This is a genomic window from Streptomyces sp. NBC_00258 (assembly GCF_036182465.1).
Taxonomy (GTDB): Bacteria; Actinomycetota; Actinomycetes; order Streptomycetales; family Streptomycetaceae; genus Streptomyces.
The window spans coordinates 10,177,727-10,204,087 of sequence record NZ_CP108081.1; the positions used below are offsets into that span (position 1 = coordinate 10,177,727).

Annotated in this window: 18 protein-coding genes and 2 pseudogenes; 7 read left to right on the top strand and 13 right to left on the bottom strand. The window is 67.6% G+C overall.

Annotated elements, in window-relative coordinates; all coding sequences use genetic code 11:
* Positions 1 to 53 precede the first annotated feature (53 nt).
* From OG718_RS45110 to OG718_RS45135, 6 genes are all read right to left on the bottom strand, one after another.
* Complete coding sequence (locus OG718_RS45110) at positions 54 to 2,075, bottom strand: CocE/NonD family hydrolase (protein ID WP_143633114.1); 2,022 nt, start codon at positions 2,073 to 2,075, stop codon at positions 54 to 56.
* Between the two features lie 7 nt (positions 2,076 to 2,082).
* The gene (locus OG718_RS45115) at positions 2,083 to 3,393 is read right to left on the bottom strand and encodes an ATP-grasp domain-containing protein (RefSeq protein WP_328846878.1); all 1,311 of its coding nucleotides are present in this window, start codon (positions 3,391 to 3,393) and stop codon (positions 2,083 to 2,085) included.
* Positions 3,394 to 3,649: 256 nt separating this feature from the next.
* Positions 3,650 to 4,210 carry a cysteine hydrolase family protein gene (locus tag OG718_RS45120; RefSeq protein ID WP_143633117.1) on the bottom strand — a complete coding sequence of 187 codons (561 nt, stop codon included), beginning with the start codon at positions 4,208 to 4,210 and terminating at the stop codon, positions 3,650 to 3,652.
* Positions 4,211 to 4,632: 422 nt separating this feature from the next.
* Positions 4,633 to 6,102 carry an aminotransferase class I/II-fold pyridoxal phosphate-dependent enzyme gene (locus tag OG718_RS45125; RefSeq protein WP_328846879.1) on the bottom strand — a complete coding sequence of 490 codons (1,470 nt, stop codon included), beginning with the start codon at positions 6,100 to 6,102 and terminating at the stop codon, positions 4,633 to 4,635.
* A gap of 226 nt (positions 6,103 to 6,328) precedes the next feature.
* Positions 6,329 to 7,864: an FAD-dependent oxidoreductase gene (locus OG718_RS45130; protein ID WP_328846880.1), complete on the bottom strand. Its 1,536-nt coding sequence runs from the start codon at positions 7,862 to 7,864 to the stop codon at positions 6,329 to 6,331.
* A gap of 148 nt (positions 7,865 to 8,012) precedes the next feature.
* Positions 8,013 to 8,399: a winged helix-turn-helix transcriptional regulator gene (locus OG718_RS45135; RefSeq protein WP_143633122.1), complete on the bottom strand. Its 387-nt coding sequence runs from the start codon at positions 8,397 to 8,399 to the stop codon at positions 8,013 to 8,015.
* Between the two features lie 130 nt (positions 8,400 to 8,529).
* Here OG718_RS45135 and OG718_RS45140 point away from each other — a divergent pair, with 130 nt between their 5' ends.
* From OG718_RS45140 to OG718_RS45150, 3 genes are all read left to right on the top strand, one after another.
* Positions 8,530 to 9,183 (top strand): FMN-dependent NADH-azoreductase, encoded by a 654-nt coding sequence (locus OG718_RS45140; protein ID WP_143633123.1) that lies wholly within the window; start codon positions 8,530 to 8,532, stop codon positions 9,181 to 9,183.
* Positions 9,184 to 9,381: 198 nt separating this feature from the next.
* Positions 9,382 to 9,549 (top strand): hypothetical protein, encoded by a 168-nt coding sequence (locus tag OG718_RS45145; protein WP_328846881.1) that lies wholly within the window; start codon positions 9,382 to 9,384, stop codon positions 9,547 to 9,549.
* Complete coding sequence (locus OG718_RS45150) at positions 9,546 to 10,205, top strand: DsbA family oxidoreductase (protein ID WP_223064897.1); 660 nt, start codon at positions 9,546 to 9,548, stop codon at positions 10,203 to 10,205. Before OG718_RS45145 ends, OG718_RS45150 begins: the two co-directional genes overlap by 4 nt.
* A gap of 241 nt (positions 10,206 to 10,446) precedes the next feature.
* On the opposite strand, the gene OG718_RS45155 is transcribed toward OG718_RS45150, so the two are convergent.
* The 5 genes from OG718_RS45155 to OG718_RS45175 form a co-directional block, all read right to left on the bottom strand.
* Positions 10,447 to 11,151, bottom strand: coding sequence for a GntR family transcriptional regulator (locus OG718_RS45155; RefSeq protein WP_143633125.1), 705 nt, complete (start codon positions 11,149 to 11,151; stop codon positions 10,447 to 10,449).
* A gap of 106 nt (positions 11,152 to 11,257) precedes the next feature.
* Positions 11,258 to 12,694, bottom strand: coding sequence for an RICIN domain-containing protein (locus OG718_RS45160; RefSeq protein ID WP_328846882.1), 1,437 nt, complete (start codon positions 12,692 to 12,694; stop codon positions 11,258 to 11,260).
* 289 nt (positions 12,695 to 12,983) lie between these two features.
* Entirely contained in the window at positions 12,984 to 13,811 is an 828-nt protein-coding gene (locus tag OG718_RS45165; RefSeq protein ID WP_328846883.1) for a carbohydrate ABC transporter permease, read from the bottom strand.
* Entirely contained in the window at positions 13,808 to 14,740 is a 933-nt protein-coding gene (locus tag OG718_RS45170) for a carbohydrate ABC transporter permease (protein ID WP_328846884.1), read from the bottom strand. Before OG718_RS45170 ends, OG718_RS45165 begins: the two co-directional genes overlap by 4 nt.
* A 66-nt stretch (positions 14,741 to 14,806) precedes the next feature.
* Entirely contained in the window at positions 14,807 to 16,132 is a 1,326-nt protein-coding gene (locus OG718_RS45175) for an ABC transporter substrate-binding protein (protein WP_328846885.1), read from the bottom strand.
* Positions 16,133 to 16,465: 333 nt separating this feature from the next.
* On the opposite strand from OG718_RS45175, the gene OG718_RS45180 reads away from it, so the two are divergent.
* Both OG718_RS45180 and OG718_RS45185 read left to right on the top strand, forming a co-directional pair.
* Positions 16,466 to 17,506, top strand: a complete 1,041-nt coding sequence (locus OG718_RS45180; protein ID WP_143633131.1) for a LacI family DNA-binding transcriptional regulator — start codon at positions 16,466 to 16,468, stop codon at positions 17,504 to 17,506.
* Between the two features lie 153 nt (positions 17,507 to 17,659).
* Positions 17,660 to 20,464 (top strand): family 78 glycoside hydrolase catalytic domain, encoded by a 2,805-nt coding sequence (locus tag OG718_RS45185; RefSeq protein WP_328846886.1) that lies wholly within the window; start codon positions 17,660 to 17,662, stop codon positions 20,462 to 20,464.
* A 234-nt stretch (positions 20,465 to 20,698) separates the two neighbouring features.
* Here the strand turns inward: OG718_RS45185 and OG718_RS45190 are convergent.
* Positions 20,699 to 21,032 (bottom strand): annotated as a pseudogene (locus OG718_RS45190) (oxidoreductase); the annotation flags it as partial.
* Positions 21,033 to 21,341: 309 nt separating this feature from the next.
* Here OG718_RS45190 and OG718_RS45195 point away from each other — a divergent pair.
* A pseudogene (locus tag OG718_RS45195) lies at positions 21,342 to 21,533 on the top strand (hypothetical protein); the annotation flags it as partial.
* A 540-nt stretch (positions 21,534 to 22,073) separates the two neighbouring features.
* Positions 22,074 to 22,688: a hypothetical protein gene (locus OG718_RS45200; protein ID WP_328846887.1), complete on the top strand. Its 615-nt coding sequence runs from the start codon at positions 22,074 to 22,076 to the stop codon at positions 22,686 to 22,688.
* Positions 22,689 to 23,459: 771 nt separating this feature from the next.
* Here the strand turns inward: OG718_RS45200 and OG718_RS45205 are convergent.
* Complete coding sequence (locus tag OG718_RS45205) at positions 23,460 to 26,192, bottom strand: NACHT domain-containing protein (protein ID WP_328846888.1); 2,733 nt, start codon at positions 26,190 to 26,192, stop codon at positions 23,460 to 23,462.
* Between the last annotated feature and the right edge of the window lie 169 nt (positions 26,193 to 26,361).

The following is a 26,361-nucleotide window of genomic DNA, read 5'->3' on the forward strand; positions in this document are numbered from 1 at the left end:
CGCGAACCGGCCTCGGTGCCGCTCTCCCTCGAAACGGCCTGTCCGCGCACGGGCTACAGCGCGTCCCTGGGGACCGACTCGTTCCAGGTGCGCGATGCGATGCGTTGACCGTGCTCGTAGGCGTCCAGCGTGGCGTTGACGTGGAACGCCTCGGCGTCACAGGTCAACGTCGTGCTCGTGCGGACCCGTACGTCCCAGTCCTTGCGCCGGAAACTCATGGTCCACGTCACGTCACCGGCCGGTGAGGTGAAGTCGTCGGCGACCGAGGTGTACCGCTCGTGGACACGGCAGCCGACGTCCAGGTCCATCGCGTCGAAGTGGACCGTGCCGCGGTCCTTGACGATGTTCAACGCCGCGCCGTAGTCGACCAGGTCGCGGCTGACCTCCCAGCGCTGCTCGGGCGGCGTCACCCGGGTCGTCGTGATGGGGGCCGTGCCCTCGGGTGCGTCGAAGGGGGCCGACGTGTCCGGTTCGTCGGCCGGGCGGACCGGCAGGACGAGTCGACACGGCTGCTCGTGCACCGTGAGGAGCGTGGGCCGTGGCGGTGGCCAGGCCAACGGCCAGTACGACGTGGAGAGGGAAAGCCGTACCCGGTGGCCGGGCGGGAATGCCTGCGCCACGCCGTTCAGGTGGAGTGTGGCCCGGTGGCGTCGGCCCGGTTCCAGGGGGGCCGGTTCGTCCATGCTGTCCCGGCGGGTGAGGTTGAGGACGCCGTAGGTGACCCGGGTGGCGCTGCCGTCCGGGGCCACGTCCGACAGCCGGGCGGCCACCATGGCCACAGGCTGGTCCGCGCTCACCTCGAGTTCGACGCGCGGCGCCCCGAGGATCTCCAGCCTGTCCGTCAAAGGCTCGGTCTCGTAGACCAGGGAGCCACCGTCCTCCTCGCGCTGGTCGTAGGGCAGGTCCGGCGGGGCGTTGTAGGAGGCCCATTTTCCGGCGAACTGGCCCACGGACAGCGGGGACCGCAGCGTCTGGCTCCCCCCGTCGTCGGGGGCCTCGTCCTCGGCGGTGAGGTGGCGGGAGCGCAGCGCGTACGCGGTGTCGTGAACGTGCCGCGAGGGCCAGGTGGGTTCGCCGACCCACCGGCCGGGGCGATCCTCGTACGAGGTGGACGGCGGAACACTGTCCTGCATCCACGCCCGGAGCATGGGACCGTCCATCGCCCCGTTGTCCGCCTCCTTCAGCCAGTGGTCCCACCAGCGCACCACTTCCTGGAGGTAGCCGATGGCGGGTCCGGGCTCGCCCAGGTGCGGGTACTTGTGGGACCAGGGGCCGATCAGTCCCTTGCGCGGCACGTCCAGGTGGGCGAGCAGACGGGTCACCGCGTTGGAGTATCCGTCGGCCCAGCCGCTGGAGGCGAGGACGGGGCAGCGTACGGCGGCGTAGTCCTCGCACACCGACGCGTGCCGCCAGTAGCTGTCGCGGCGCTGGTGCCGCAGCCAGTTCAGGACCCACGGCTGTGCGGCATCCAGACGCTCGTGCCACATCTCGCGCCAGCGCCCGCCGACTGCGGACGGGTCCGGCGGGCACGTCGCGTAGGCGAACATGGTGCCCGCTTCGGCGAGGTTGTCGGACAGCATCGCGCCGCCCATGTAGTGCATGTCGTCGGAGTAGCGGTCGTCGGTGAACGAGGAGATGACGATGGCCCGCAGACTCGCTGGGCGCCGAGCGGCCACCTGCAGCGCCGCGAACGCGCCCCAGGAAATGCCCATCATCCCGGTCGTGCCGTCACACCAGGGCTGCGTGGCCAGCCAGTCGAGCACCGCCTCCGCGTCGCTCTGCTCGACTTCCAGGTACTCGTCGGTGAGTACGCCCTCGGAGTCACCGGTACCGCGCAGGTCGACGCGGACACACGCGTAGCCGTGCCCGGCGATGTAGGGGTGGTGGATCGAGTCCCGGACCGAACTCAGATCACCCTTGCGGTACGGGATGTACTCCAGGATCGCCGGTACGGGGGAGTCGTCCGAGGACACCGGGCGCCAGACGCGTGCCGAGAGGTGGACGCCGTCCGGCATCGGGATCCTGACGTGGTCCTCTTGCCTGGTGGTGTGCGGGAGGTTCTCGATGTATCGCATACGTCTCTCAGGTCGTGCGGTCGGTCTTGTGGTCACTCGTGTAGCCGAAGGCGAGTTGGAGTGCGGCGACACAGCGGTCGTACTTCTCGCGCAGCTCGCGCTCGTGGGCACCGCCGGTGAAGATGTGCGCCACCTCGTAGCTGTAGCTGTCCTGCTGGTCGACGTCCGACAGTCGTTGCCCCTGGTCGGGCACGATGTCGATGCGGACGCCGGGTATCTCCTTCTCGATGCGTGCCAGTTCTTCGGGCGGCGGCACCTCGCGTACGACCCCGTCGGCGAACCAGCGGTAGTACCACTTGGCGGCCAGGGCGTACGGACCCTGCCGGAACGGCATGGCCGGATCCGCGCCCAGGGCGAGGGCGAGCATGCAGTGATGGTTGGGCACGCCGTCGACGTAGGCGAAGAGTTCCGCGTGCGCCTGGGAGTGGCGGGGGTTGATCTCCAGTATCGAGATCCCGTCCGTGGCCGGATCGTAGAAGAACTCGATGCTGAAGGTTGCCTGCCGCCAGCCGATGCGTCGCATGACCCGTTTCGACACCTCGTGCAGGCGCTGCTGCACCGGATCGGGCAGGGCCGAGGGGTACTGGTGGCGCAGGAAGCTGGTGGAATCCGGGTAGTTGATCGAGTCGAGTACGCCGTACACGGTGATCTCGCCGTCGTGCTCGTACCCCTCGACCGCGACCTGGACGCCGTTGAGCGTCTCCTCCGCGAGGCAGACCCGGCCGCCGACCCCGGCCATCTCCTTCGGCAGGTCGAGCTGGTCCAGGATGTACTCGAAGGGGCGGCCGACGCGATGGATGCCCTGGGCGATGTGTTCCACGGCCGTGCGGAATTCCTCCATGTCGCCCACCCCGTAGGCGAGTTCGGAGGAGTACGACAGTGCCGGCTTGAGCCACATCGGGAACCGCACACCCTGCGGCGGCCGCGGGTCGGCCGTGTCGAGATCCACCCTGCCGAAGCGCGGATGCTCCTTGGCGACCTCCTGCTGCACGAGACGGCTCCAGTACTTGTGTTCGCACTTGACCACCGCTTCCAGACTGGTGGCGCGTGTCCCGTATTCCTTGCCGAGCAGCGCGACGAGCGTGCTCACCGGGAAATCCCAGTAGCCGACGATCGCGTCGACCGGTCCGTCGAAGCCGTCCAGCACGCTCCGGGCCCGGTCGAGCAGGTCCGGTACGGCCACCTCACCGTGCTGGAGCTCCTGGATGGTCAGGAGGCGGTGGAAGCACAGCTCTTCGGCGCGGGGAACGGCCCGCAGGGTCCGCAGATTGGCCTCGTCGAGACCGACGACGAATACGTTGCGGGGGCGTGGACTCACTGACGGCTCCAGGGGTCGGGTGTACGGAACCGGCGGGTACCCGCGAGACGATCCGGCATACGGAGACAGCCCCAACGGCGTCATCAGTCCGCGCAGGAGGCAGAACGTGAGGGCAGCGGTCCCGGGGCGGAGGTGCGCGCAGGCAGTACCCGAGTGACGCCGGACACCGGGGGCGCGGCCCGTGCGGAGGAGACCGCTGTCCCGCGCCGTTGACCGAGACGCGGTGTTCGGTCGTACGGGGCGTCTCCGCGCCCGGCTACCGTGCGAAGTCGATCTCCTTCGCCGTGGTGATCCGGGCGCCCATATTGCGCTGCATCATTTCCAGGGCGGCGGACTCCAGGTGGGGGTGGATGGAGGCGACGGCGTCCCTGGGCACCGTGACGTCCAGGTGGCGGATGTGCGCGTCGAGAGCGGAGTAGAGGACGCACTGCTCGGTGACCTGGCCGCTCAGCACCACATGTCCGACGCCCAGGCGCCACAGCAGGTAGGACAGGGGCGTCTCGTAGAAGGCGGAATGGCGGGCCTTCACCACGAAGAGCGACTCGCCGTCGGGCTTGATCGGCTCGATCAGGTCCGCGTGCGGTCGGGTCAGCGCGTCGTTCACGAGTTCTCCGTGGTGGGAGCGCCACAGTCCGAAGTTGTCGTTCGCGTAGATCACCGGCACGTCCGCTTCGCGGGCTCGGTCGATCAGCTCCGCCAGGATGGGCACCATATGACGGACGGACGGCACGAGCAGCTCCGCGTCCTCGTGGTCGTATGTGTTGATCATGTCGATCACGACGAGAGCGATTCCCGCCGTGCCTGCGGGCTGGTCCACGGCTTCCACCGCCTGTTCAGTGCTGTCGGCAGTGCTCTCAGGCGCGGCTGTCAGGGTCCTCGCCGATCTGGTTCGGTCGGTGCCCCACCACACCTTGAAGCCGCCGTACACCGGCTCGGTTCCTCCGCCACCGCGGATCTCCGAGCGCCTTGTCGAGTACCCCGTGTGCCGAGGTGCCTAACAGGGGCGTGAGGGGCGTGAGGGGCGTGAGGGGTGTCTGGGGAGTGGGATGGGTACTGGGAAGCGGATCGTGCGGAGTGCGTTGTCCCGGACAGGACGTCCTCGTGCGTCTGTCCCGACCAGGACCGATCGACCCTGCACGGCGGGGCGGAACCTCAGGACTGGCGTCTGCTGCCTGCCCAGAGGGAATCGTCGGAGGCCGACGCGTACGGCACTGTGCGGCTCCGGGTGCGGGGTGCGTGTCAGTCCTCGACGACCCGTACGGTCTTCAGCCGCTGGTCGGCCGCGTCCGGCAGGAACATTCCGGCCTCGACTCCTGTGACCAGGTACCTCAGTACGGGCTCGGTGAGGCGTTCGCCGGGCAGGGCCACGGGGATGCCCGGCGGGTAGGGGGTGATCATCTCGGCGGCGATCCTGCCGACCGCTTCGGCCGTGGGGACCTTCGTGTGTCGCGCGAAGTAGGCGTCCCGGGGCGGGCGGGCCTGGTCCATCCGTAGACCGGTGGGGGACGGGACGGCGACCTGGGGGGCGTCCCGTAGTTCGGTGGTGTGGTCGGCCAGGTCTCGCAGGGCCGCGAGGAGACGCGCGGTGGTCTGCTCGTCGTCGGCGTGGGTGAGCTGTGTACTGATACGGCGGTGGTCGAAGAGGTGGGCGTCGACGTGATGGTGGGTTCGCAGCCAGTCGGCGGCGCGGTAGCCGCCGGTGCCCAGTTCGCCGATGTCCATGACGACGGGGAGCGGGTCGAAGTCGTGGGCGAGCCCAGGGCCGCAGAAGTCCTTCGCGTCGTTGACATGGAAGCCACCGATCGCTTCGATGGCCGTGCGGGTGCGTGCCGCCAACTCCAGTGCCTGGCCGAGGAGTTCGTGACCGTGCTGGACCATCTGCCGCCGCCAGGCGTCGATGCCGGCGTAGAGCAGGACGTTCGGACTGGTCGTACCGAGGAGGTCGGCCCGCGAGGCGAGTTCGGCGGGATCGATGAGGTCGCCCTGGAGGTGGAACACCGAGCCCTGTTCCAGGCCGCTGCCCATTTTGTGGATGCTGGTCACACAGATGTCGGCACCCGCGTCCATGGCCCACGACGGCAGGTCGTCGTGGAAGGGGAGATGGGCTCCCCACGCCTCGTCCACGACGAGCGGCTTACCGAGCCGGTGACAGACGTCGGCGATGCTTTCGAGGTCGGCGGCGGCGCCGTACGGGGTGGGGCTGGTGACCAGGGCACCGTCGGCGTCCGGATGCTCCGCGAACGCCTGGGCGTAGGCCGCCGCCGAGGGGGGATGGGCGAGGTGACGGGAGGTGTCCCACTGGGGCTCCACCCAGACGGGCTCGACACCGGACAGGATGAGCCCGGCCACCACCGATTTGTGGGCGTCGCGTCCGACGAGGAGCCGGTGGCCGGGGGAGGTGACCGCCAGCATGGCGGCCTTCACCGACAGGGAACTGCCGCACGTCGAGAAGAACGTGTGGTCCGCGTGCACCGCCTCGGCCATGAGGTTCTCGGCCCGCCCCAGGACATCGCCCCTGGTGAGCCGGTCGTCGAGACCGCCGTTGGCCAGGACGTCGCCGTAGAAGACGGCGTCACCCAGGACCTCGCGGGCACGGGGGTCCGCGCCCCGTGCCTGTTTATGGCCCGGGGGAGTGAACCCCAGTTCGTCCGCGTCCGCGTATCGGGCGAGCGCTTCGAGAATCGGGGCCTCGGCCTGGTTCACACCCATGGCGGCCGAGTCCCCCGCAGCGTGGTGATCATGCAGGCCAGGGACGCCGGCACCGCCACGACCGGTCGCCGGTCAGTCTTCGCCCCGGGCGACGTTCCACTCCGTGCCAACGTGCGCCGTAACCGGGAGACCGCTGCTGACGGCGCGGACGCGGATACGTACGCCCTTGCCACGGCGGTGACGGGCCTTCGACCAACCGGTCCCGGCCACCTTCAGGACTTGCTGTTCAGATGTCGCGCTTCTCCAACGGCCTTACGGCAGGCCCCTGGAGGATCTGGCCGTCCGGGGCGAAGCGGGAGCCGTGACACGGGCATTCCCATGCCTGCTCCGCACGGTTGAAGGCCACGATGCAACCCAGGTGGGTGCACCGGGCCGAGACCGCGTGGACCTGGCCGGTCTCGTCGCGGTGGACGGCGCACTGCCGGCCGCCCGTCCGTACCACGGCTCCATCGCCGCGAGGGATGTCCTCCGGTGCCGGGCCCGACAGCTTTGGCAACCGGTCACCGACGAAGTGCTGGGCCGCGTGCGCCTGTTGCTTCAGGAAGGATCCGCCCTCGCGGATCACGGAGGACAGGCGGCGCGGATCGTAGAGGCCGCTCCACTCGCACTCGCGTCCGCGGACGAGGTCCCCGATCAGGCCGCCCGCCATGATGCCGCCGCTCAGCCCCCAGCCGCCGAACCCGGTCGCCACGTAGGTGTGACGGCTGCCGGTGTGGAGCGGTCCGACGAGAGGCACGGAGTCGGTGGAGTCATTGTCCTGCGTGGCCCAGCGGTGCGTGAGCGTGAGACCCGGGAAGTGGTCCTGGGCCCAGGCGGACAGCCGGGCGAAGCGCTCCTCGACGTCGGCGGCACCGGGGGCACCGGGCGTGAAGTGCTCCCCGGTGACGATCAGCAGGCGCTTGCCGTCGCCGTACGGTGCGCTGCGGACCGACCGCGTGGCCTGCTCGGGCGTGATGTACATGCCGTGAGGGGCCAGAGCCGCGTCGACGGTACCGGCCACCACCAGTTCCCGCCTCGGGGACAGCCTGGTGAAGAGCAGGGCCCGGTCGAACACCGGGTAGTGCGTGGCGATCACGACCTCGGCGGCGCGGATCGACACCCCGGCCTCGGTCGACAGCACGCAGGGTTCGCCCTCGCTGAGGCCCACGACCCGTGTGTCCTCGTACACGGCACCGCCGCGCCGGCGCAGGTCGTCCGCGAGCGCCAGCAGGTACTTCCGGGGATGGAACTGAGCCTGCCCCGTCACCCGCACCGCGCCGGCCACCGGGAAGGGCAGATCGGTCTCCGTGACGAAGTCGGCCGGCAGCCCCGCCTCACATGCCGCCTCCGCCTCCGCCCGCAGCTCCGCCACGCCCCGGGGGTCCTCGGCATAGGTGAAGGCCGAGGCCTCCTCCCACTCGCAGTCGATGTCCAGCTCCTCGACGATCTCAGCGGCGTGGCTGATCGCGGCGGACTGCGAGCGCGCGTACAGCCGTGCGCCCTCGGGGCCACGGGTGCGGCGGAGACGGTCGTAGACCAGCGTGTGCAGGGCGGTCAGCTTGGCCGTCGTGTGACCGGTGACCCCGGCAGCGAGTCGTCCGGCCTCCAGTACGGCCACCTCGCGTCCCTGCCCGGCCAGCTCCCAGGCCGCACTGAGTCCCGCGATGCCGCCGCCGACCACCGCGACATCGACGGCGAGGTCATGGGCCGGCGGGGGAGCGGGCTCGCCGGGCGGTGCCGTCTCCAGCCAGTACGATCCCCTGATTCCTGCCTCGGTGTTCATGGCCGCCGAGTTCCCCCGCGGCCGTGGAATACGCGAAGCGACGCCGGCAACCGCAGCACCGCTTCCTCGCGGTTCAGGAGGCGCAGTGGATCGGCCCGAGCTCCGTGGCGACGGCGGTGAGAGCTTCCTTCGCGGGGAGGCTGCCTCTCTACTTCGCGCGTGCGGCAGCGGCCGAAGCGGTGCACGGCTCCAGCTCGCGGTCTGCTGCCGGGAGATGCTTCTCCGCCCAGGCGGCGAGTTCCTTCAACGCGGGTTCGAGTGCCGCACCGGCCTCCGTGAGCCGGTACGAGACCCGCAGTGGAGGCCCCTCGTCCACCTCGCGCACGACGAGTGCCGCCGCGCCCAGCTCGGTCAGGCGGTCCGAGAGCATGCGCTCGCTGATGCCGGGGATGGCGCGGCGCAGGTCGGCGAACCCCACGGGGCGCTCCATCAGCACGGACACGATCGGGCCGGTCCAGCGCTTGCCGAGCAGCCCGAAGACGCGCGTGATGGTGCCGTCGACCGTCTTGCAGGGCTCTGAGACCGATTCCCTCATGCCGCCAGCCTACTGCAGGCAACCTTGTGGGTGAAGAAAAGTAAGTACCTGTGCTATCAATAGGTACGTACGGAATCGCGGCACACTTTTAGGTGTCGCTCGCTTCGCATTCGTCCCTTGGAGACCCCTCATGGCAACGCTGCTGCACCTGGACTCGTCCCTGTGGTCCGGCTCTGCTTCCTCCTCCCGTTCGGTCACGGCCGACTTCCGCAAGGCGTGGGAGGAGCAGCACCCCGACGGCATCGTGATCTACCGGGACCTCGACGCCGACCCGGTGCCGCACCTGGACGCCCTCGCCACCTCCGCCGGCTACGCCGCCCCCGCCGACCGCACACCGGAGCAGGCGGCGGCCTTCGCGGAGCGGCTCAAGCTGATCGAGGAACTGGAGAACGCGGACGCCGTTCTGATCGGCGCCCCGATGTACAACTTCGCGGTCCCCTCCACGCTGAAGGCGTGGCTCGACCAGGTGATCCTCGTGGGCCGCAACGCGGCCGTCGAGAACTCCCCGACCAAGGGCATCCCCGCGTACGTCGTGGCCAGCCGCGGCGGCTCCTACGCTCCCGGGACCCCGCGCGAGGGCTACGAGTACGTGCAGAACTACCTGCAGGCGATCCTCGGAGACATGCTCGGCCTGGAGGTCGACTTCATCGTCCCCGAGCTCACCCTGGCGCACTCCACCCCGGCCATGGCCGAGCTGATCCCGCTCGCCGAGGCTTCCAAGGCCAAGGCCCACGAGGACGCGGTCAGCAAGGGCAAGTCCGCCGCGCGGAACGCCGCCGCCTGATGTCCATGGCGCCCGGCCCGGCCGTCCGCGGGACCGGGCGCATCCCGCGAGGCGCGCGGAAGGCCCTGGCCGGGGCGTGAGATCAACGTCGAAATCACCGCCGCGGAGCAGCCCGCCGGGGCGGCCTGCGGTGCAGACGACGCGCACGTGTGCCGGCCGTGGGCGGTGACGCACCGTGATGCAACGATTGGAATGATCATGTCTGACTTCTCTCTCCACGCCGGCACGGCACCGACCGTGGAGCCTGCCCCGACCGGACCGGACATGATGGTCGAGGACCGTCCGGGGGCGGACGCCGCCCCCCTCCTCGCCGACCTCGGCTCGGACAGCGCGCCCGTCTGCACGGACGGGGTGTGTGTCCTGTGAGCCCGCTGCGCATCGACATCTGGTCCGACGTCGTGTGCCCGTGGTGCTACATCGGCAAGCGACGCCTGGAGACGGCGCTGAGCCGGTTCGAGCACGCCGATGAGGTCGAGGTGCACTGGCACAGCTTCCAGCTCGACCCCTCCCACGCCGAGGGCCACCGCCAACCGGTCTTCGAGGCGCTGGCGAAGAAGGTGGGAGTCCCTCTCGCCCAGGTGCGCGCGATGACCGGGCAGGTCACCGAACTCGCCGCCGCCGAGGGCCTGAAATACGACCTGGAGCGGGCCGTCTCGGTCAACACGCTCGACGCCCACCGCCTGAGCCACCTGGCCGCCGCCCACGGGCTGGGCGACCAGATGCACGACCGGCTGCTGCGCGCCCACCTGGGCGAGGGCGAGATCGTCGACGACCCCGACACACTGGTGCGGCTCGGCGCCGAGGTGGGTGTTCCCGAGGACGAGATCCGGCGGATGCTGAACGGCGACGCGTACGCGGACGCGGTGCAGGAGGACATCCGCGAGGCGCGGCGCATCGGCGCCTCCGGCGTGCCGTTCTTCGTCATCAACCGGGCCTACGGTCTCTCCGGTGCCCAGCCGGTCGACACCTTCCTCTCCGCCCTGCGCACCGCTCACGCGGACCCCGCTCCCGCAGGCCGCTGAGCCGTACCACCCACAACGCGCGCCGCACGAGCGCTGTGTTGCAGACCCTCCAGAACCGCGAAACCGTCCTGGAGCGCTTCGGCGGCAGTGCCGAGGGCGCGCCTTCGACCTTCACGCGGTGCCCACCGGCCAGAGATCCTCTGCAGGCCAGGGCCGAACCGGTCACCACCTGGGTGGGCGACGCCCACAGCTTGAGTGTGGGTGATCAGGTGCGGTCGTCCGGCTGGGTGGGCGAGGCGTGTCAGTCTCTCTGCGCGTGTTCGTGGTGGGTGCGGCCGGCCTGGCCTGTCGCGGGCCGGGTGAGGTGTCGGGTCAGGACCTCGGCCGCGGTGTCGGCGTCGCGGGCCAGCGCCGCCTCCTCCAGCCGACGGTGTTCACCGGCGCCGTCGCGGTCGGGGTTGCGCTGCGCCGACCAGCGGCGTGCCAGCTCGCCCGCGGTCCACATCCGGTCGAAGGTCTCCAGCAGGACGGGGTTGCCGCAGCCTTCCAGCAGGGTGCGGTGGAAGACCCGGTGAGCTTCCGCCCATGCGGCGCTGTAGTACTCGCCCTCCTCGGGAACGTACGCGGGGGTGCGGGTCAGACGGTGGTGGGCGGCTCGTACGCGGGATTCCCAGTCGACGTCGCCGCGCTCGACGGACATGCGCAGCACGACCGGTTCGATGGTCCGGCGGGCCTCCGTGAGCTCCTGCCAGCGCCGGTCGGAGAAGGCCGGGACGGCAAAGCCGCGGTTGGGCAGCCGGTCGGCGAGACCCTCGCCGACCACCCGCACGAGCGCCTCCCGCACGACGGCCAGGCTCACTCCCTGCTCCCTGGCGAGGTCCTGCGGTTTGAGGGCATCACCAGGGGCGTAGTCCCCGCGCATGATCGCATCCCGCAGCTGCGCGTAGACCCGCTCGGAGAGCATCTGCTTGCCCGGCGAGGCCGAGGCGTGGGCCGTCTCAGTCATGCCCTCACCATAGACGATCTGGTAAATAATCGATTGTTTGCCTGGTGATCCAGCGGTCGATGAGTGGTGGCAGCGGCGTGCCCGTGCTCGGCCACTCCCCGGAATGTCAGACGACGAGCCACTGCTGGTTCGTGCCGGCGTTGCAGCCCGACTGGTTCAGGGACGCTCCGTTGGCGGTGGACCCTCCGGCGACCTGAAGGCACAGCCCGCTGTTGACGTTGGTGAAGGTGACATAGCCGCCGATCACTGCCGTCTTCCGCCAGAGCTGATGCGTGCCACCGTCACAGGTCCACTGATCCGCCGTCGCGCCGTCGGATGTGGAGCCACCGGGGATTTCCAGGCACTTGCCGCTGTTGACGTTGACCAGCCGGTAGTTGGACCCGACGGGGGATGTCTCCCACTGCTGGTTGGTTCCGGAGTTGCAGTTGCCGGAGTTCACGCTTGCGCCGTTGGTGGTGCTCGCGTTCCAGACGTCCGCGCACTTGGAGCTGTTGCGGTTCAGGAGGTGGTTGTTCGCGGAACCCAGAGGGGCGGCGATGACGGGCCATCCGTTGGAGAAGCCGATCTGGCGGATGTCGAGGCTCTCACGCCCGGAGTTGTTCCCGTCGTAGTAGTGGTAGGCCAGGAACTTGGACGTGCCGTCGTCGTAGGCGTCCGCTCCGCCGGCAGCCACCTTCGGGTAGGCGCCGGCAAGCACGGTGGTCCCCCCGCCGGAGGCCATGTCCACGCCGTTCTGGTCGAGGTAGGGGCCGGTGATGCCGGTGGAGCGCCCGACCACCGTGTAGTAGGTGCTGTTGACCCCGCTGCAGCAGGTTCCCTTCGACCCGAAGAGGTAGTAGTAGCCGCCGTTGAGGACGATCGTCGGGTTCTCGATGTCGATGGCGATGTGCCAGAGGTTGTTGTCGGTGGTGGACAGCTTGCCCGTGGACTGGTTCACGACGTGCATGTAGGTGCCGGAGCCGGTCCAGGAGCCCCAGGAGATGTACAGCCGGCCGTCGGGTCCCCAGTCGATGTTCGGGTCGATCGGGTAGTTGACGTCCGTGACCATGCCCTGGTCGGTCCAGGGACCCTCGATGTTCGTGGCGGTGGCGAGGCCCATGACGGCGTAGGCGGTGCCCCAGCGCGAACCGGCGTAGTACAGGTGGTACTTGCCGTTGAAGTACTTGATGTCGGGGGCCCAGATGTTCGGCGGGGTCGAGCCGAGCTTGTCGGTGATCCAGGACGGGGTGGACTCCCAGACGTTGCCGAGCTTGGTCCAGCCCGTCGCCGCGGTGCTGTCGCACGTCTTGCGTTCGGTGATGGAACCGCTCGGATTGAGTGGGTCGTTCTCGAAGCCGGTGGAGAACCCGTAGTAACAGCTGCCCACTTTGATGACAGACGGGTCGTGCATACGGATGTCGCCACTGAGTGCCTGCGCCGGGCCGGCGGTGACCATGCCGAGAACGGTCAGGAACGCGACCAGGAGCGCGCCGAGGGCGGGGCGACTGCGACCCTGCCGTCTTTGCGTCGCGTCGAGTGGGGCTTGGATGCGAGGGCTGGTCACGCGAAACTCCTTTGTGTCGGTTGTGTCGGTGAGATGCGGGTGTCGGCGGCCTGGGCGGCCTCTCTTCGGCTGTGGGCGTGCGATGGTGCGCCACCGGGCGCGGCCCCTTGTCCGCATGCGGGTTGTCCGCATGCGGGCTCAGCGGTGGGTTCAGCGGGAAGGCAGCCGTTTTCGGACGGGGCGTCGGCTGTCTCCTCGACGCACCCTGCTCCGGCGATGAGCGCGGTCGGCGGATGTCCTGGACGTCGTTCGGCTTCGGGCCACCTTGTCTCGGGGCCACGGCCCCGACTCACCCCTTGACCGCTCCCGCGGTCATGCCTGCGACGATCTGCCGGTTGAAGAAGAGGTACATGATCAGCGGCGGCACGGTGATGAGGAGGATGTCCATGAAGAGCAGGTTGTAGCTGGTGTTGTACTGGCTCTGGAAGTTGAAAAGCGTCAGCTGGACGGTGGCGTTCTGCTCGCCCGGGAGGAAGTAGAGCGGATTCGTGAAGTCGTTGAAGACCGCCACCGACTGCACGACGATCACCGTCACGATCACCGAGCGGAGCATCGGGAAGATCACTCGGAAGAAGAGCCGCAACGGTGACGCACCATCGATGATCGCGGCCTCGTCGAGTTCGCGCGGGATGGTGGCGATGAACGCGCGGAACAGCAGGACGGAGAAGGAGAGTCCGAAGGCGATCTCCACGAGGATCAGCCCGGAGAGCGTGCCGAACAGGCCGGCCTTCTGCAGTACCCAGATCGTCGGCACGACCGCCGGCGGGATGATCAGCCCGGACAGGACCAAGAAGTTGATCAGCCCCGTCCAGCGGGTGCCCCGCCGCTGCAGCACGAAGGCGACCATCGCACCGAGGACGACCATGACCGTCACGCTGGCGACGGTCAGGACGGCGCTGTTGATGAACGCGATGACGAGGATGTAGTCGCGTGCCTCGAGCACCTGGACGAAATTGTCCACGAGTCGGAAGTGGCGCGGCCAGGAGAAGTCGAGCTGCGAGGCCTGCTGCGGATCCTTCACCGCCGTGAGCACGATGAAGGTGAACGGGACCACGAAGACGACGATGCTGACGGCGACCGACAGGACGCCGAGCCAGGTACGACTGGAGTTCTTCATCGCTCGACCTCCTTGCGGGCGAGGAACCGGGCCAACGGGACGACGACCGCCGTCACGACCAGGAACAGGATCACGTTTCCGGCGGTCGACAGGCCGTAGAAGCCCGCCTGGTACTGCTTGTAGATGACGGAGGCGACCACGTCGGAGCTGAAGCCCGGTCCACCGCGCGTCATCGCCCAGATGAGGTCGAAGGACCGCAGACCCCCGATGAGCGACAGGACGATGACCGTCGACGTCGCCGGCCAGCTCAGCGGCAGGATGACGTTGCGGAAGAGCTGGAACGGACCGGCACCGTCGATCCTCGCCGCCTCGTAGTACTCCTGCGGGATGGACACGATGCCGGCGATGTAGATGACGGTCGCCAGACCGACGCCCTTCCAGACGTCGACGAGGGCCACCGAGAACAGTGCGAGCGACGGATCCGTGAGCCAGCCCGGACCGGCGACGCCGACTGTCGAGAGGGCCTTGTTGATCACGCCGTCGGATGGGTCCATGAAGGCGGTGAACGTGATCCCGATGCCCACTGTGCTGACCAGCACCGGGAAGAACACGACAGAACGCAGATAGCCGCGAGCACGGACCTGACTGGTCAGCAGGATCCCGAGGAGGAGCCCGAGGACGACCTTGAGCCCCGAGGTGACGACCGCGTAGAGGAACGTGTTGACGAAGCCCTTGACGAGGGCGGGCTCCTGGAAGAACTCGGTGTAGTTCTCCGGACCGATGAAGGTCGACTTGAAGATCGTCCACCGGGTCAGGCTGAAATAGAACGACGCGAAGGTCGGGACGAGGAACAGCGTCCCGTAGATCACCGCGGCGGGCAGGTAGAACCACGTGGGATAGGCGCTGCGCATCTTGGGGGACCTGCGCGGCCTGACCACCGGGGGCGGCGACTTGGCCGCCGGTGGCGTGGGTGGTGCAACGGTGGTCATCGATCGACCTCTCTCGGAATTCTCCCGAGACCCCTCCCGGGGTCGGGAAGCGCTGCGTTCGGTGTCCTACCAGCCCGACAGCCCGAGCTGCTGCGCCTGCTTCTTGACGTCCTTGTCGTACTGCTGTGCTCCGGTCCTCGCGCCGGTGATGCCCGAGCCGACCTGGACGGAGATCTGCTCGAGGCTCGGGCCCTTCACCGGAGACAGGAACTCCAGGGCCGGGCTCTGGGCGTTGTCCGTGAAGTACGCCGCGACGTCCTTGGTGATCGTCGGGACGTCGTCCGGCAGGGCGCAGCCCTTGACCAGGTACGGGCCGGTCGGAGTCGACGCCTTCCCCTGGGAGACGCAGCCCGCCGGGCTCGCGGCGAACGCGAGGAACTTCTTGACCGCGGCCAGTTTGTCCCCGGTGGTGCTCTTGGGGACGTACAGGGCGTTCGGGAACCACGCGGTGAGTCCGTTGGCGGAGGCGTCGTCTCCGGGCAGGGCGAAGAAACCGATGTCGTTCAGTTGGTCCGGGTTGCTCGTCCTGATCGCCCCGATGACGGTGGAGAGCATCGGGTACTGGGCGCCTTTCCCGGTGGCCAGCATCTTCAGGCCCTCGACGAGGGTCGAGGACGCGAAGTCGGAGTTCTGCAGTTTCAGGTCGTGGATCTGTTCCAGGTGCGTGAAGCCCTTCACCGCGTTGGCGTCGGTGGCGAACTTGGCCTTGTTCCTGGTGAAGTTCTCCGCGAAGTCCGGTTCTGCCGCGGCCACGTTGTGGAAGTCGCCCAGGACGAGCAGCTGAGAGGTCCAGGTGTCCTGGTAGGTCTGGATGACCGGGGCGATGCCGGCGGCCTTGATCTTCTTGCTGTTGTCGACGAAGTCCGCCCACGTCTTCGGCACCGTGAGGCCGAGCTTCGCGTAGACCTTCTTGTTGTAGAGGACGCCACCGCCCAGAGCCGAACCGAACGGGACCCCGTAGGTCTCGTTGCCGGCCGTGACCTGGGGCACGAACGACTTGTCGAGGTTCTCGACGTACGAGTCCCCGGTGAGCGGCGCGAGGTTCTTCGCCGGGTCGATCTGCTGGAACAGCGAACCCGAGTTGTAGACGAAGACATCGTTCATGCTGCCGGTCTGCAGCCGCGTCTTGATGAGGTTGTCGCCCTCAGTTCCGGCGGGACGCGTCTCGACGCTGATGTTGATCTTCGGGTTCTTGGCCTCGAAGTCCTTGACCAACTGCTTTGCGGGCTCGAGGTTGTCGGGCGCGTTGTCGACGAGAAGCTTGATCGTCGTCGAACCTCCGTCCCCGCTGGACGAGCCGAGAGAGCCCGCGCTGCAGGCGCTGAGCACGAGCGGCAGAACGGCGGCCGCGGCGATGGCAGCCTTTCTCTTGGCGAGAGTGCTTGAGCTCATGGGAAGTTCCTTCGTACGAGCAGGGTGTGAATCGTTTCAATCGGTGCTTCGCTGCCGACTTCGGCCGACGTGAGGGGTGTCTGGTGGAGCGGGGCGGGGTGGCGGGGTGGTCGGGTCCGATCCGTTTCGGAACGGCCGATCGGTGAGGGCCTGGCGGCCCGCTGTGATGCGGCCCAGCCGATGGGTCAGCCGTGCACGTCTTCGTGTAACGTTCTACAAAGGGATGTCCCAAAGATTGAAGCGAACGGGCCGGAGCCGTCAAGCCATCTGCGAGTAACGTTCCGGAAACGCGCCGGGGCAAGCGGCGCATGACAACGGAGGTGCGGACCCCCAATGCGATCGGCAGGCGGCTCGAAGAGAGTCACGATCACCGACGTCGCGCACAGCGCGGGCGTGTCCACTTCCGCCGTGTCGAAGGTGCTGCGCAACGCGTACGGGGTGAGCCCCGCGATGCGCGAGCGGGTGCAGAGCGCCATGGCCGAGCTGGGCTATCGCCCGCACGCGGCCGCCCGCGGCATGAGGGGCCGCACCTACACGATCGGCGTCCTGCTCGCGGGTATCCGCAACGCCTTCTACGCCGACCTCCTGGACGGGGTGAACGCCAGGCTGCGGAACACCGAGTACGCGCTGTTCATCGGCTCCGGCGGTGACTCGGAAAAGGAGGACCAGACGAAGCTGATCCACGCCATGGTCGATCGGCAGATGGACGGCCTGATCCTCGTCGCACCCGCCGTTCCCCGGGCCGAGGTGGTGCGCATCGCGGCCGACGTGCCGACGGTGGTGCTCGGTCATCACGACCCCTCGCCGGTGTACGACTGCGTGGTCAACCAGGACGGGGTCGGCGTCGATCTGGCCGTGGACCACCTGGTCGGCCTCGGGCACCGGGACATCGCCCATATCTCGCACCCGACGGTCCGTGGCAGCCAGTGGCAGCAGCGGCCCGAACACCACGTCCGCGCCGCCTACCGCGAGGCGATGGCCCGGCACGGACTGGCCGATCTGGCCCGGGTGATGAACTCCGGGTACTCGGACGAGGGCGGCTACCGCGGTGCCATGGAACTGCTCACGTCCCAGCGGCCGCCCAGCGCGATCTTCGCCGGCGCGGACGTCGCCGCGACCGGAGTCTTCCGTGCCGCCGCCGAACTCGGCCTGCGTATCCCCGAGGACCTGTCGCTCGCCGGATACAACAACACCTCCGTGGCCGCCCTTGTCCCGGTGAGCCTGACCAGTGTCGACCAGGCGGGTGCCCTGATGGGTGAGACCGCGGCGCGGCTGCTGGTGGAGCGGATCGAGAGCCGCCGTGATCGTGCCGTGGTCATGGCCTCGACGCCACATCTCGTGGTGCGTGGCAGCACCGCGCCGCCGCGCGCCTGATCGGCGCGCACCCCGGAGAGACCGCGCCCCGGCCGGGCGGAAGCGCACCCGCTCCTTCTTCCGCTATCGCGCCTCTTGACGTGCCGACGTCGACGACTCACTGTTGAGTCGTTTCAGAACGTAGAACGTTGCACGGAACTTTGAGGAGCCGGTATGAGCCTGGAGCGCCCGGAATCCGACACCACCGTCGTCGCGATTCGCTTTGAGCACCGGGACGAGGCGCTCGGTGTCGGAACCTCGGCACCCCGCCTCTCGTGGCAGGTGCGCACGGAGGACCCGGCGTGGCAGCAGACGGCATACGAGGTGGAGCTGGACGGAGCCATCGCCGTTCGGGTCGAGGCGGCCGAACAGGTCCTGGTGCCCTGGCCGTTCGAGCCGCTGCCCTCCCGGGCCCGGGCGACCGTCCGGATACGGGTGGCGAACGGAGAGCGGTGGAGTGACTGGAGCGTGCCGGCCACCGTGGAGACCGGGCTCCTTCACCCGGACGACTGGATCGCGCGGTTCATCACCCCCCGCGACCATGGCGCCCTGGACTCGCCCGCCCCGGAGCTCCTCCGGACGGTCGCGCTGCGCCCCGGCGTGGTCCGTGCCCGCCTCTACGCGACCGCCCACGGTGTCTACACCGCCTCCCTGAACGGCGCCCGGATCGGCGACGAAGTCCTCGCCCCCGGCTGGACCAGCTACCGCCACCGGCTGCGCTACCAGACCCACGACGTCACCGCGCTGCTGCGCGAGGGCGAGAACACCCTCTCGGTCCAGCTCGGCAACGGCTGGTACCGCGGCCACCTCGGCTGGTGGGGCGCCCGCGCTCTGTACGGCGACCGGCTGGCCCTGCTCGCACAGCTCGAAGTCAGCTACGCCGACGGGTCGGTGGAGGTCTTCGGCACCCACGAAGGGTGGCGGGCCCGGGACACCGGGATCGTCGCGGACGACCTCTACCAGGGCCAGCGCACCGATCTGCGGTTCACGCCCGGCGAAGCGGCCGGCGCGGTGGAGATACTGTCCGACGAGGAGGCGGACCTGGCACGACTCGTCGCCCCGGACGGCCCGCCCGTGCGCGTCATCGAAGTGCTGCCCGCCCTGAAGGTCTGGCAGTCGCCGTCCGGCCGTACGCTCGTCGACTTCGGGCAGAACGTCGTCGGCTGGGTACGGCTGAGAGCGCGAGACACCGCGGCGGGTCGAGAGGTGATGGTCCGGCACGCGGAGGTCCTGGAGGACGAGGAGCTGTGCACACGGCCGCTGCGCACGGCCGACGCCACCGACACCTACCTGCTGGCGGACGCCACCGAGACCGTCCTGGAACCCTCCCTCACCTTCCACGGGTTCCGTTACGCCGAGATCACCGGCCTGTCCGACCTGACCGCGGAGGACCTGCACGCCGTCGTCGTCGGCAGCGACCTGCGCCGCACCGGCTGGTTCTCCTGCTCCGACCCGGATCTCGAGCAGTTCCACGAGAACGTCGTGCGCGGCACGCTGGGCAACTTCCTGGACGTCCCCACGGACTGCCCGCAGCGCGACGAACGGCTCGGCTGGACCGGCGACATCCAGGTCTTCTCGCCAACCGCCTCCTTCCTGTTCGACACTGCGGGCTTCCTCGCTTCGTGGCTCGCCGACCTCGCGGCCGACCAGCATTCCGACGGCGCGGTGCCGTGGGTCGTCCCGGATGTCCTGGACACCGAGACGCCCACCGCTGCGACCTGGGGCGATGCGGCCCCGGTGGTGCCCTGGGTGCTGTACGAGCGGTACGGCGACCTCGGTGTCCTGCGGCGGCAGTTCGCCAGTGCGCGGGCATGGGTCGACAAGGCCGCCTCGCTCACCACGGACGGCGTGTGGGCGGGAGGCTTCCAGTTCGGTGACTGGCTCGACCCGGCCGCGCCGCCGGACGACCCCTTCGCCGCCCGCACTCCCGCGGACGTCGTCGCCACCGCGTGTCTGGCCCGGTGCGCTGACGTCGTCGCCCGTACCGCCGATGCATTGGGCCGCTCCGAGGAGGCCGAGGACTACCGTGCACTCGCCGACCGGACCCGGGACGCGTTCGTCCGCGCGTTCGTCACCCAGGCAGGCCGGGTTCTGGGCGATTCGCCGACCGCCTACGCCATGGCCCTCCAATGGAACCTGCTGCCCACCCCGCGGCAGCGCGAGGCCGCCGGACGCAGGCTCGCCGACGTCGTCCGTACGGGAGGCTTCCGGATCGCCACCGGATTCGTCGGCACCCCGCTGATGACCGACGCCCTCACCTCCGCGGGCCGGCCCGACCTCGCTCACCGGCTGCTGCTGGAGAAGGGCTGCCCCTCCTGGCTGTATCCCGTGACGATGGGTGCCACCACCGTCTGGGAACGCTGGGACAGCATGCTGCCCGACGGCACGGTCAACCCCGGCCAGATGACGTCCTTCAACCACTACGCGCTCGGCGCGGTCGCCGACTGGATGCACCGTACGGTGGCGGGACTGGCTCCCGCGGCCCCCGGCTACCGGGAGATCACCGTCCGTCCGCTGCCGGACCGGGCGCTCACCCATGCCTCCGCCCGGCATCTGACTCCCTATGGCGAGGCGTCGGTGAGCTGGCGGCGCGACGACGGGCGTTTCCACCTGGAAGTGACCGTGCCCGTGGGGACACGCGCCACGGTTCACCTGCCCGTGGAGGGGCGTCCACCACTGGTCGTGGCCCACGGCAGGCACACCTGGACGACCGACGACCCGTGCCTGGCCGCGTCGGCGGAGGTGGTCACCGTGAGGGATCTGATGGACGACCCCGACCTCTGGGGCCGCACGGTCGGTGTCCTGGCCCGGCACGGTCTGGGCAGGGACCCCGCGCAGCTGGCCCGGCGACTGGAGCCGTTCCTGAACGAACCGGCCGACAGGCTGCCCTCGCTCCTGAACAAGGTCCTCTTCGAAGACGGTGGCGCCGGCGCGGCCGCCGATCTGGAGGCACTGCTGGGCGGTAGCGCACAGGCCTGACGCTCACGATGTCTGATGCCTGAACAGCCCGATACCGTCGCGGTACTGCAGCGCTTGGTGAATGCTTTCTGCCGACGGTCGGGTCGCCCTCCAGGGGCGGCTGGGGCAACCAGACGCTGGCCGTTCGTCCGTAGCGCGCCTGCGCCGAGCCGAGCAGACGGTATGCGAGCGAGGCCAGCCGGTCGGCTGGCCTCGAACCGATCGATGGCTGCACTGTCCAAGTGGAACAACTTGTGCGGCGTCCCTTGTACAGGCCCGGTCGGGCGCGGTGGCCAGGCGGCGCCTGCGCTTGGGCATGCCGAAGGTCGTGTGGGCGATGCCCCACCCGGCTTCCTTGAACGCGTTCGCCTTGAGACGCGCGGCGGCCTTGCCGCCCAGATACCAGGACTTTCGACCGGACGTCCCTGTCCACCATCTGGAAGATCGCGTCCCGCCGCCCGAGGCTGACGTGGTTGCCGTAGTACTTCGGCCCGGTGGTCGGAACCTCGCTGCCCGTCAGGCGCGCGATGATCGTGGCGGTCGCCTGCATGTTGGTGAAGCCGGCCGAGGCCCAGGACATTGGCAGTGGCCCTACGGCCTTGACCACTTCGTCGGGAGCCTCCTCCGCCATGAAGTGTCCGTCGGAGACAGTCGTGTGACGCGGGTCGGGTGCCCACGCGGACTACAGCTCGACGGCTCGAAACCGAGGGCGGCGCCCCAGTCCTGCCGAAGGGATCGGCACCGGCATCCGCCGATGGCAGTCGGCCTCGCGGGTCGGCCCGGTCGTGCGTGCCTCCGGCAGACGCTTGGGCCTGTCGCAGGAGGTCGAAATGGGGCAATTGCCAACTACGGGTCGAGATGACCAACCGTCGGTAGGCGTCACAACAGCCGACGGGGTCTACCTGATCAGCCGGGGGCGGAGGCGGTGCTGACCAATGTGGTCCGGTACTCCGACCCCGCCCAGCACCGGCTCGCCGACGTCCTCAATGCGGCGCGACTGGTGCAGCCGATCGACCGCCGGCACCTGGACGCTGGCGAGCGCTGGCTGAAGGCCCCGGCTGCCATGGAGGCAGCCGCGGAGCGGATGGCCCGCCGCCTCACCGGTGAATCCACCTTGAACTGGCGCGGAACCTGAGCCGGGATCAAAGACCAATCAGCAGATCCAATGCTCAGTCGGAGGGCGTCTGTCCCGACAACTCACTCACTCTCTTTCGCTTTGGAGGTTCCCTACGAGCTGGCGACCTGTCAGGGCGCTTGGAGCCTTGGGGGAGGACCACCAGACACGAGGGATGCGAGTCAAACGGGGGTTGCCTTAACGGAGTTTGGCGGACACCAACCGGGACAATACTGACCGCCGGGTTCGGTTGTCGTTCGTCGGCTGAGGGGCGGGGCGACTGCAGGTGTGATGTCCGGCCGCGCCAAGCAGCGCGGTGTTGGGGATGCGAAGCAAGGAAGATGGAGTTCCGGCGGTGCCCTCCGACAGGGCTGCAAGCAACATGCGCATCGGTACGTCCGGAGCGGCAGCCAGTCGAGGTTTGGCTGTAAGTGATCCTCCGTCTGTACGTGTTGCCGCCAGATCGACTGGTCGACAGAGTAGCGATCTTCGCACTCCTAGGCGCAGAATCGATCGATGATGCAATCTCCCGACAATCTCGGGCCCGAGGGGCGATACTCATCGCGTGCAGGTTTAGAGGTCGAGAGTCAGATCGCGTTGGCCGAATACTCCGCACTACGTGCGGAGGTGGAACGGCGAGCAAATGTTCAATGGAACGTTTTCGCACTACAGGTCACGTCCGCGGGAGCGATCTCAGGTCTGGCTATCTCCAGGGCATCCAATCTCGTCCTGCTCCTGTTGATTCCGATGTCGTCCTACATGCTCGGCAGCCGGTATATCCTCCATGATTTTCACATCAAACTCATCCATCGATACATTCGCGAATCGCTTTCCGCGCGTTTGCTAGATGGGCTTAAATGGGACCGCTGGAAGAAGGAAAGTTTCTCTGATGTCAGGGATCGCCGCCGATTCCGCGTCACGGGCTGGACGGTGTTCCAACCAACACGTTTGGCTTTCGAGGGAGTAGCTTTATTGGCGCTTGCCGCTGCAACGCTATCCGCAGCGTACAAGTGGTGGACGATACATCCTGAGTGGATCTTAATTTTTGGATTTGTCGCGATGTGGATCATCGGGGTGTTAGCCATCTTTCTCTTGCATCAATCGTTTGAACGTGCCTCCGGTGATGCCTAACGCCATCGGCAGCCCTCCTGTACGCGCTATAATCGGCATTTACACAGCATCGCTGTTCGTAATGCCTGCGCGAGGCTCGGATTGCACTGTTTCTCGACAGCGTGCCGGCCTGCGAAATGCTGTTCCTCATGCCGATCGCCCGGCCGATGCGGAGTCGGGATGTCGGCGGCAATGACCAGCCAGGGTCAGTGGGCGGCGACGGTGGCCCGAGTATGTCAACCAGTTGCTGCGCTCCCGCGACGACTATGAGAAGTGCAGCGGCTCACGCCCCGGGTGATCAAGGCGTGGGCGGACGCCGGCTACCGCACCAACGTCATCGGCCACGGCACCCGCCTGGGCATCGACGTCCACGTGGTCCGAGAGTCTGCGGAGCAAGGGATTCACCATCATCCCAACGACGTGAACCATCGGGCGGATTTTCGGCTCCCGACTACGGGACCATCCACACCACTCGGAATCCATGATCCACCTTGCGGTGATCGACTTGATGGCCCACGGACTCACCGGAGTCGACTACGCCTGATCGGCGTAGCCTAATGCGTAACGCAACCAAGCTGATCGCAAGTGCTACGGAATCTCTTCATCAGAACCGGGTTGCAGGCCTGGACGGGACGTTGGTCCCGTAGGGTTTTGGTGTGATGCACGCGTAACTTAGCGACGAGGCCGGTCTCCTGTCGATGGCCCACAGCAACGTTAGCCAATGGAGGCTTCAACCTCTTGCGGGTCACGTTCTGTTTGACCAACGGAGGACAGTCGCACGCTCCGAGTGCGTCATATGGGATGGCCAATCTGGTTCCTTGAGTCTGTGCGGGTGATCTCCAGATTCGGGGACAACTGGTCTGCCCCGACGACTCTTGCTGTAGGGGGCAGCCTAAGCGCGCGGAGGGAGCGCACATTCCGCAATGAACTCACGTCGATGTTGGGATGGGGGATTTCCAATGTCAGGTGGGTCAGATGAGGGAACGCGGCAAGCCACTCCCAGGAGCAGCGTAGATCTGCCGCGACACATAGCCCTGAGAGAAGGTCTGCTTCGCAGAACTCTTTGATTTCTTCAGGGCTGAGAGGAGAAGCGATTTTCAACAAGGATCTTCCTCCGAAGAGGCGCAGGGCCCGCAATTCCCGGCTGCTTGAAACTACGAAATAGAGGTCATCCTCATGCAAGTGCGCGATGATTTCTTCTGCGTAGCGGTCGGTGTCGAACCGGCTCCAGGTGAGGGCCAGTTCGGTGCGTACCCGCAGGTCCTCCATGGTACGGAAACGGGTCAACACCGGGATCGCGGCGTCGGTACCGATACGGACGGCAGTGAGGACGGTGAAGTAGGCCTCGTCGGGGGTGAGGTCTTCCGGACCCTGAAGCAGTTCTAAGACAACTGGGCCGACTTCTGCGAGGGCGCGGGCCTGCGCGACCGAGCGGGGCGGAATGAGCTTTTCCGCACGCTGCTGGACCTCGGCTCGCACGGCGGGATCGAGTTCGGTTGCGTCGTCCAAGCATGCCGCAGCCAACAGATGGAGTCTGTGGCGCGTGTCCTGCGATGTGTCACCGCGTTCGATCAGCCCGGTGAGCAGACGAGTTCGTTCTGCCGGACGAGCGTGGGCCACGGCCATGCGGATGACGTCCTCCCACTGGTCAAGGTGGGCGTTTCCGCCAAGGAAGTCGAAATCGAGGCTCTCTACGGCGGCCCTGGCGCCGAGGTAGTCCTGAAAGGTTCTGTGAATGAACTGCATGGTGCCTTCGACTGGCTCGATCAGCAACCCGCTTCGCACGAGGACGTGCCGGTAGATCTGCTTCACTGTGCCCTGTTCAGCGACGCGTGGCATCGCTGTCAACGCTTGCGACAGCAAGTCCAGGACATCCTTTGCGTCCATCTCGGAGCGGCCGTTGCGGATCAGCCAGTACGCCAGTTTCTGGATGAGCTGCACCTGGTGGGTTTCGCCGATACGCATGTCGCCAGTCTTGTAGATGCCGCGTTCGCGATCTCTCCGGGACAACAGCATGGACAGTGCCGCGTCGTAGAGCTCCTTGCGTCCGTCGGGCAGGTAGCCCCTCCGGTCACGATGCAGTGCGCAGATCAGTGCGCACATGAGTGGATTGGTGGCGAGTCGAGCGAGCTCCTGCTTGGCCCGTACGGCGTAGAGCAGTTCTTTGCCGTAGGCGTCTGCGCTGCCGGCCGCTTTGTGCCAGCGCCTGATGAACGCGGCGACGTCATCACGGTTCATAGGAGCCAGGTCCAATTCCGTGAACTTCTCGCTCCCTAGCCAATGTTCTCGGACAGCCGAGGGCCGGGAAGTGACGAGCCAACGGTTCTTCGGGTAGGAACCGATGAGGTCCCGCAGCCAGTTGCGGGCTTCCTCGCGTTCGCCCTCGGGCATCTCGTCAATCCCGTCGACCAGCATCAGCCCACGCCCCGCGGTCAGCACACGGTCGTACCAGCCCGTGGGCTGGGCATGGGCGATGGGGCAGCCCACCGCCGAAAGGAATTCGTCCGGGGTGGGCAGCCTTGCCCCGGCCCGGGTCAGGGATCGCATCGGCAGAACGAATGGCACCAAGCCGTGGAGGTGGAGGAGTCGTTCGTCGAGGTCGTTCCGGGCTGCGCTCACCGCCAACCACTGTACGAGTGTGGTCTTGCCGGAACCCGCCACGCCTCGCAACAACACCCGGTCACGCCCAGCCAAGACCTGCTCAGCAGGCAGTACCAGCGGAATGTCGTCGCCCGTGGTCCCTGTGGCCTCAAGGCTCAGATAGGCCGCATCGAGAGGCCATGAGCCCGATGATCCCGGCAGATCAAGGCCGAAGATGGTCAGCTTGCCGTGTTTCCTTGAGATATAGCGCGCATATCGTTCTTCGAAACCACCGTCTGCCGGGGAAGGCGTTCGCAGGATCAAAATATCGATCTTCGAGGACAGTTCTTTGATCCGGCGACTCTGCTCGACGAGCGTGCGGGGCACGAAGGTGGACCTTGTGGTGAAGAAGTGCAGGATGTGCAGGCAGGCCGTATCCACCACGTTTGCATGCAGGAGAACTGCATCACTCGAAAGTCCAAGTGTGGCCGCTTGATTGCCCGATCGAAGGTGCCGAGACAGTTCCAGGTATCCGAGTTGGACGGCTTGGACGTCGTCCATGTCGACATGGCCCAGAGAACTCAGTGAGTGCGTGACCGCGTTCACCACTGCGCGATACTCGAAGCCCGGCAGGCGCTCCGACATGCCAGTGGACTGGGCCGCGCGCTCGACCAACTCCTCTGCGATCTTGCGGAGTTCGTTGTCCGAGAGAGTCCGTTTCTCGCCATGGAAAGACACCATCTTGGAGATGCGCACCGGTCGGTCGACGAAGCCTGCACCCGGTCCGTCCGTCACAAACAGTTTCTTCACCAACGGGACGACGACGCTCGAGGCGAGCCGGGCCCCAATGCTCACGGGTTCCATGTCGACCTCAGCATAGAACTCCTGGGCCCACCATGGCTGTTCAACCAAATACCTTGCATCGAAAGACAGTGAAACGATCAATCGGAGACAGCGAGTGTCATTAGATAGCCTCTCCGGCGACGGGAAGAGAGCTTGCCGGTGACGACTGTCCGAGGTTGTGAGTCTCAGCAGTTTCGTGACCATGGGTGTGTTTCGTACACGAGACGAGCAGGCCATGTCCGGCGAAGCCATGCCGCACGCTCGGTTGGGC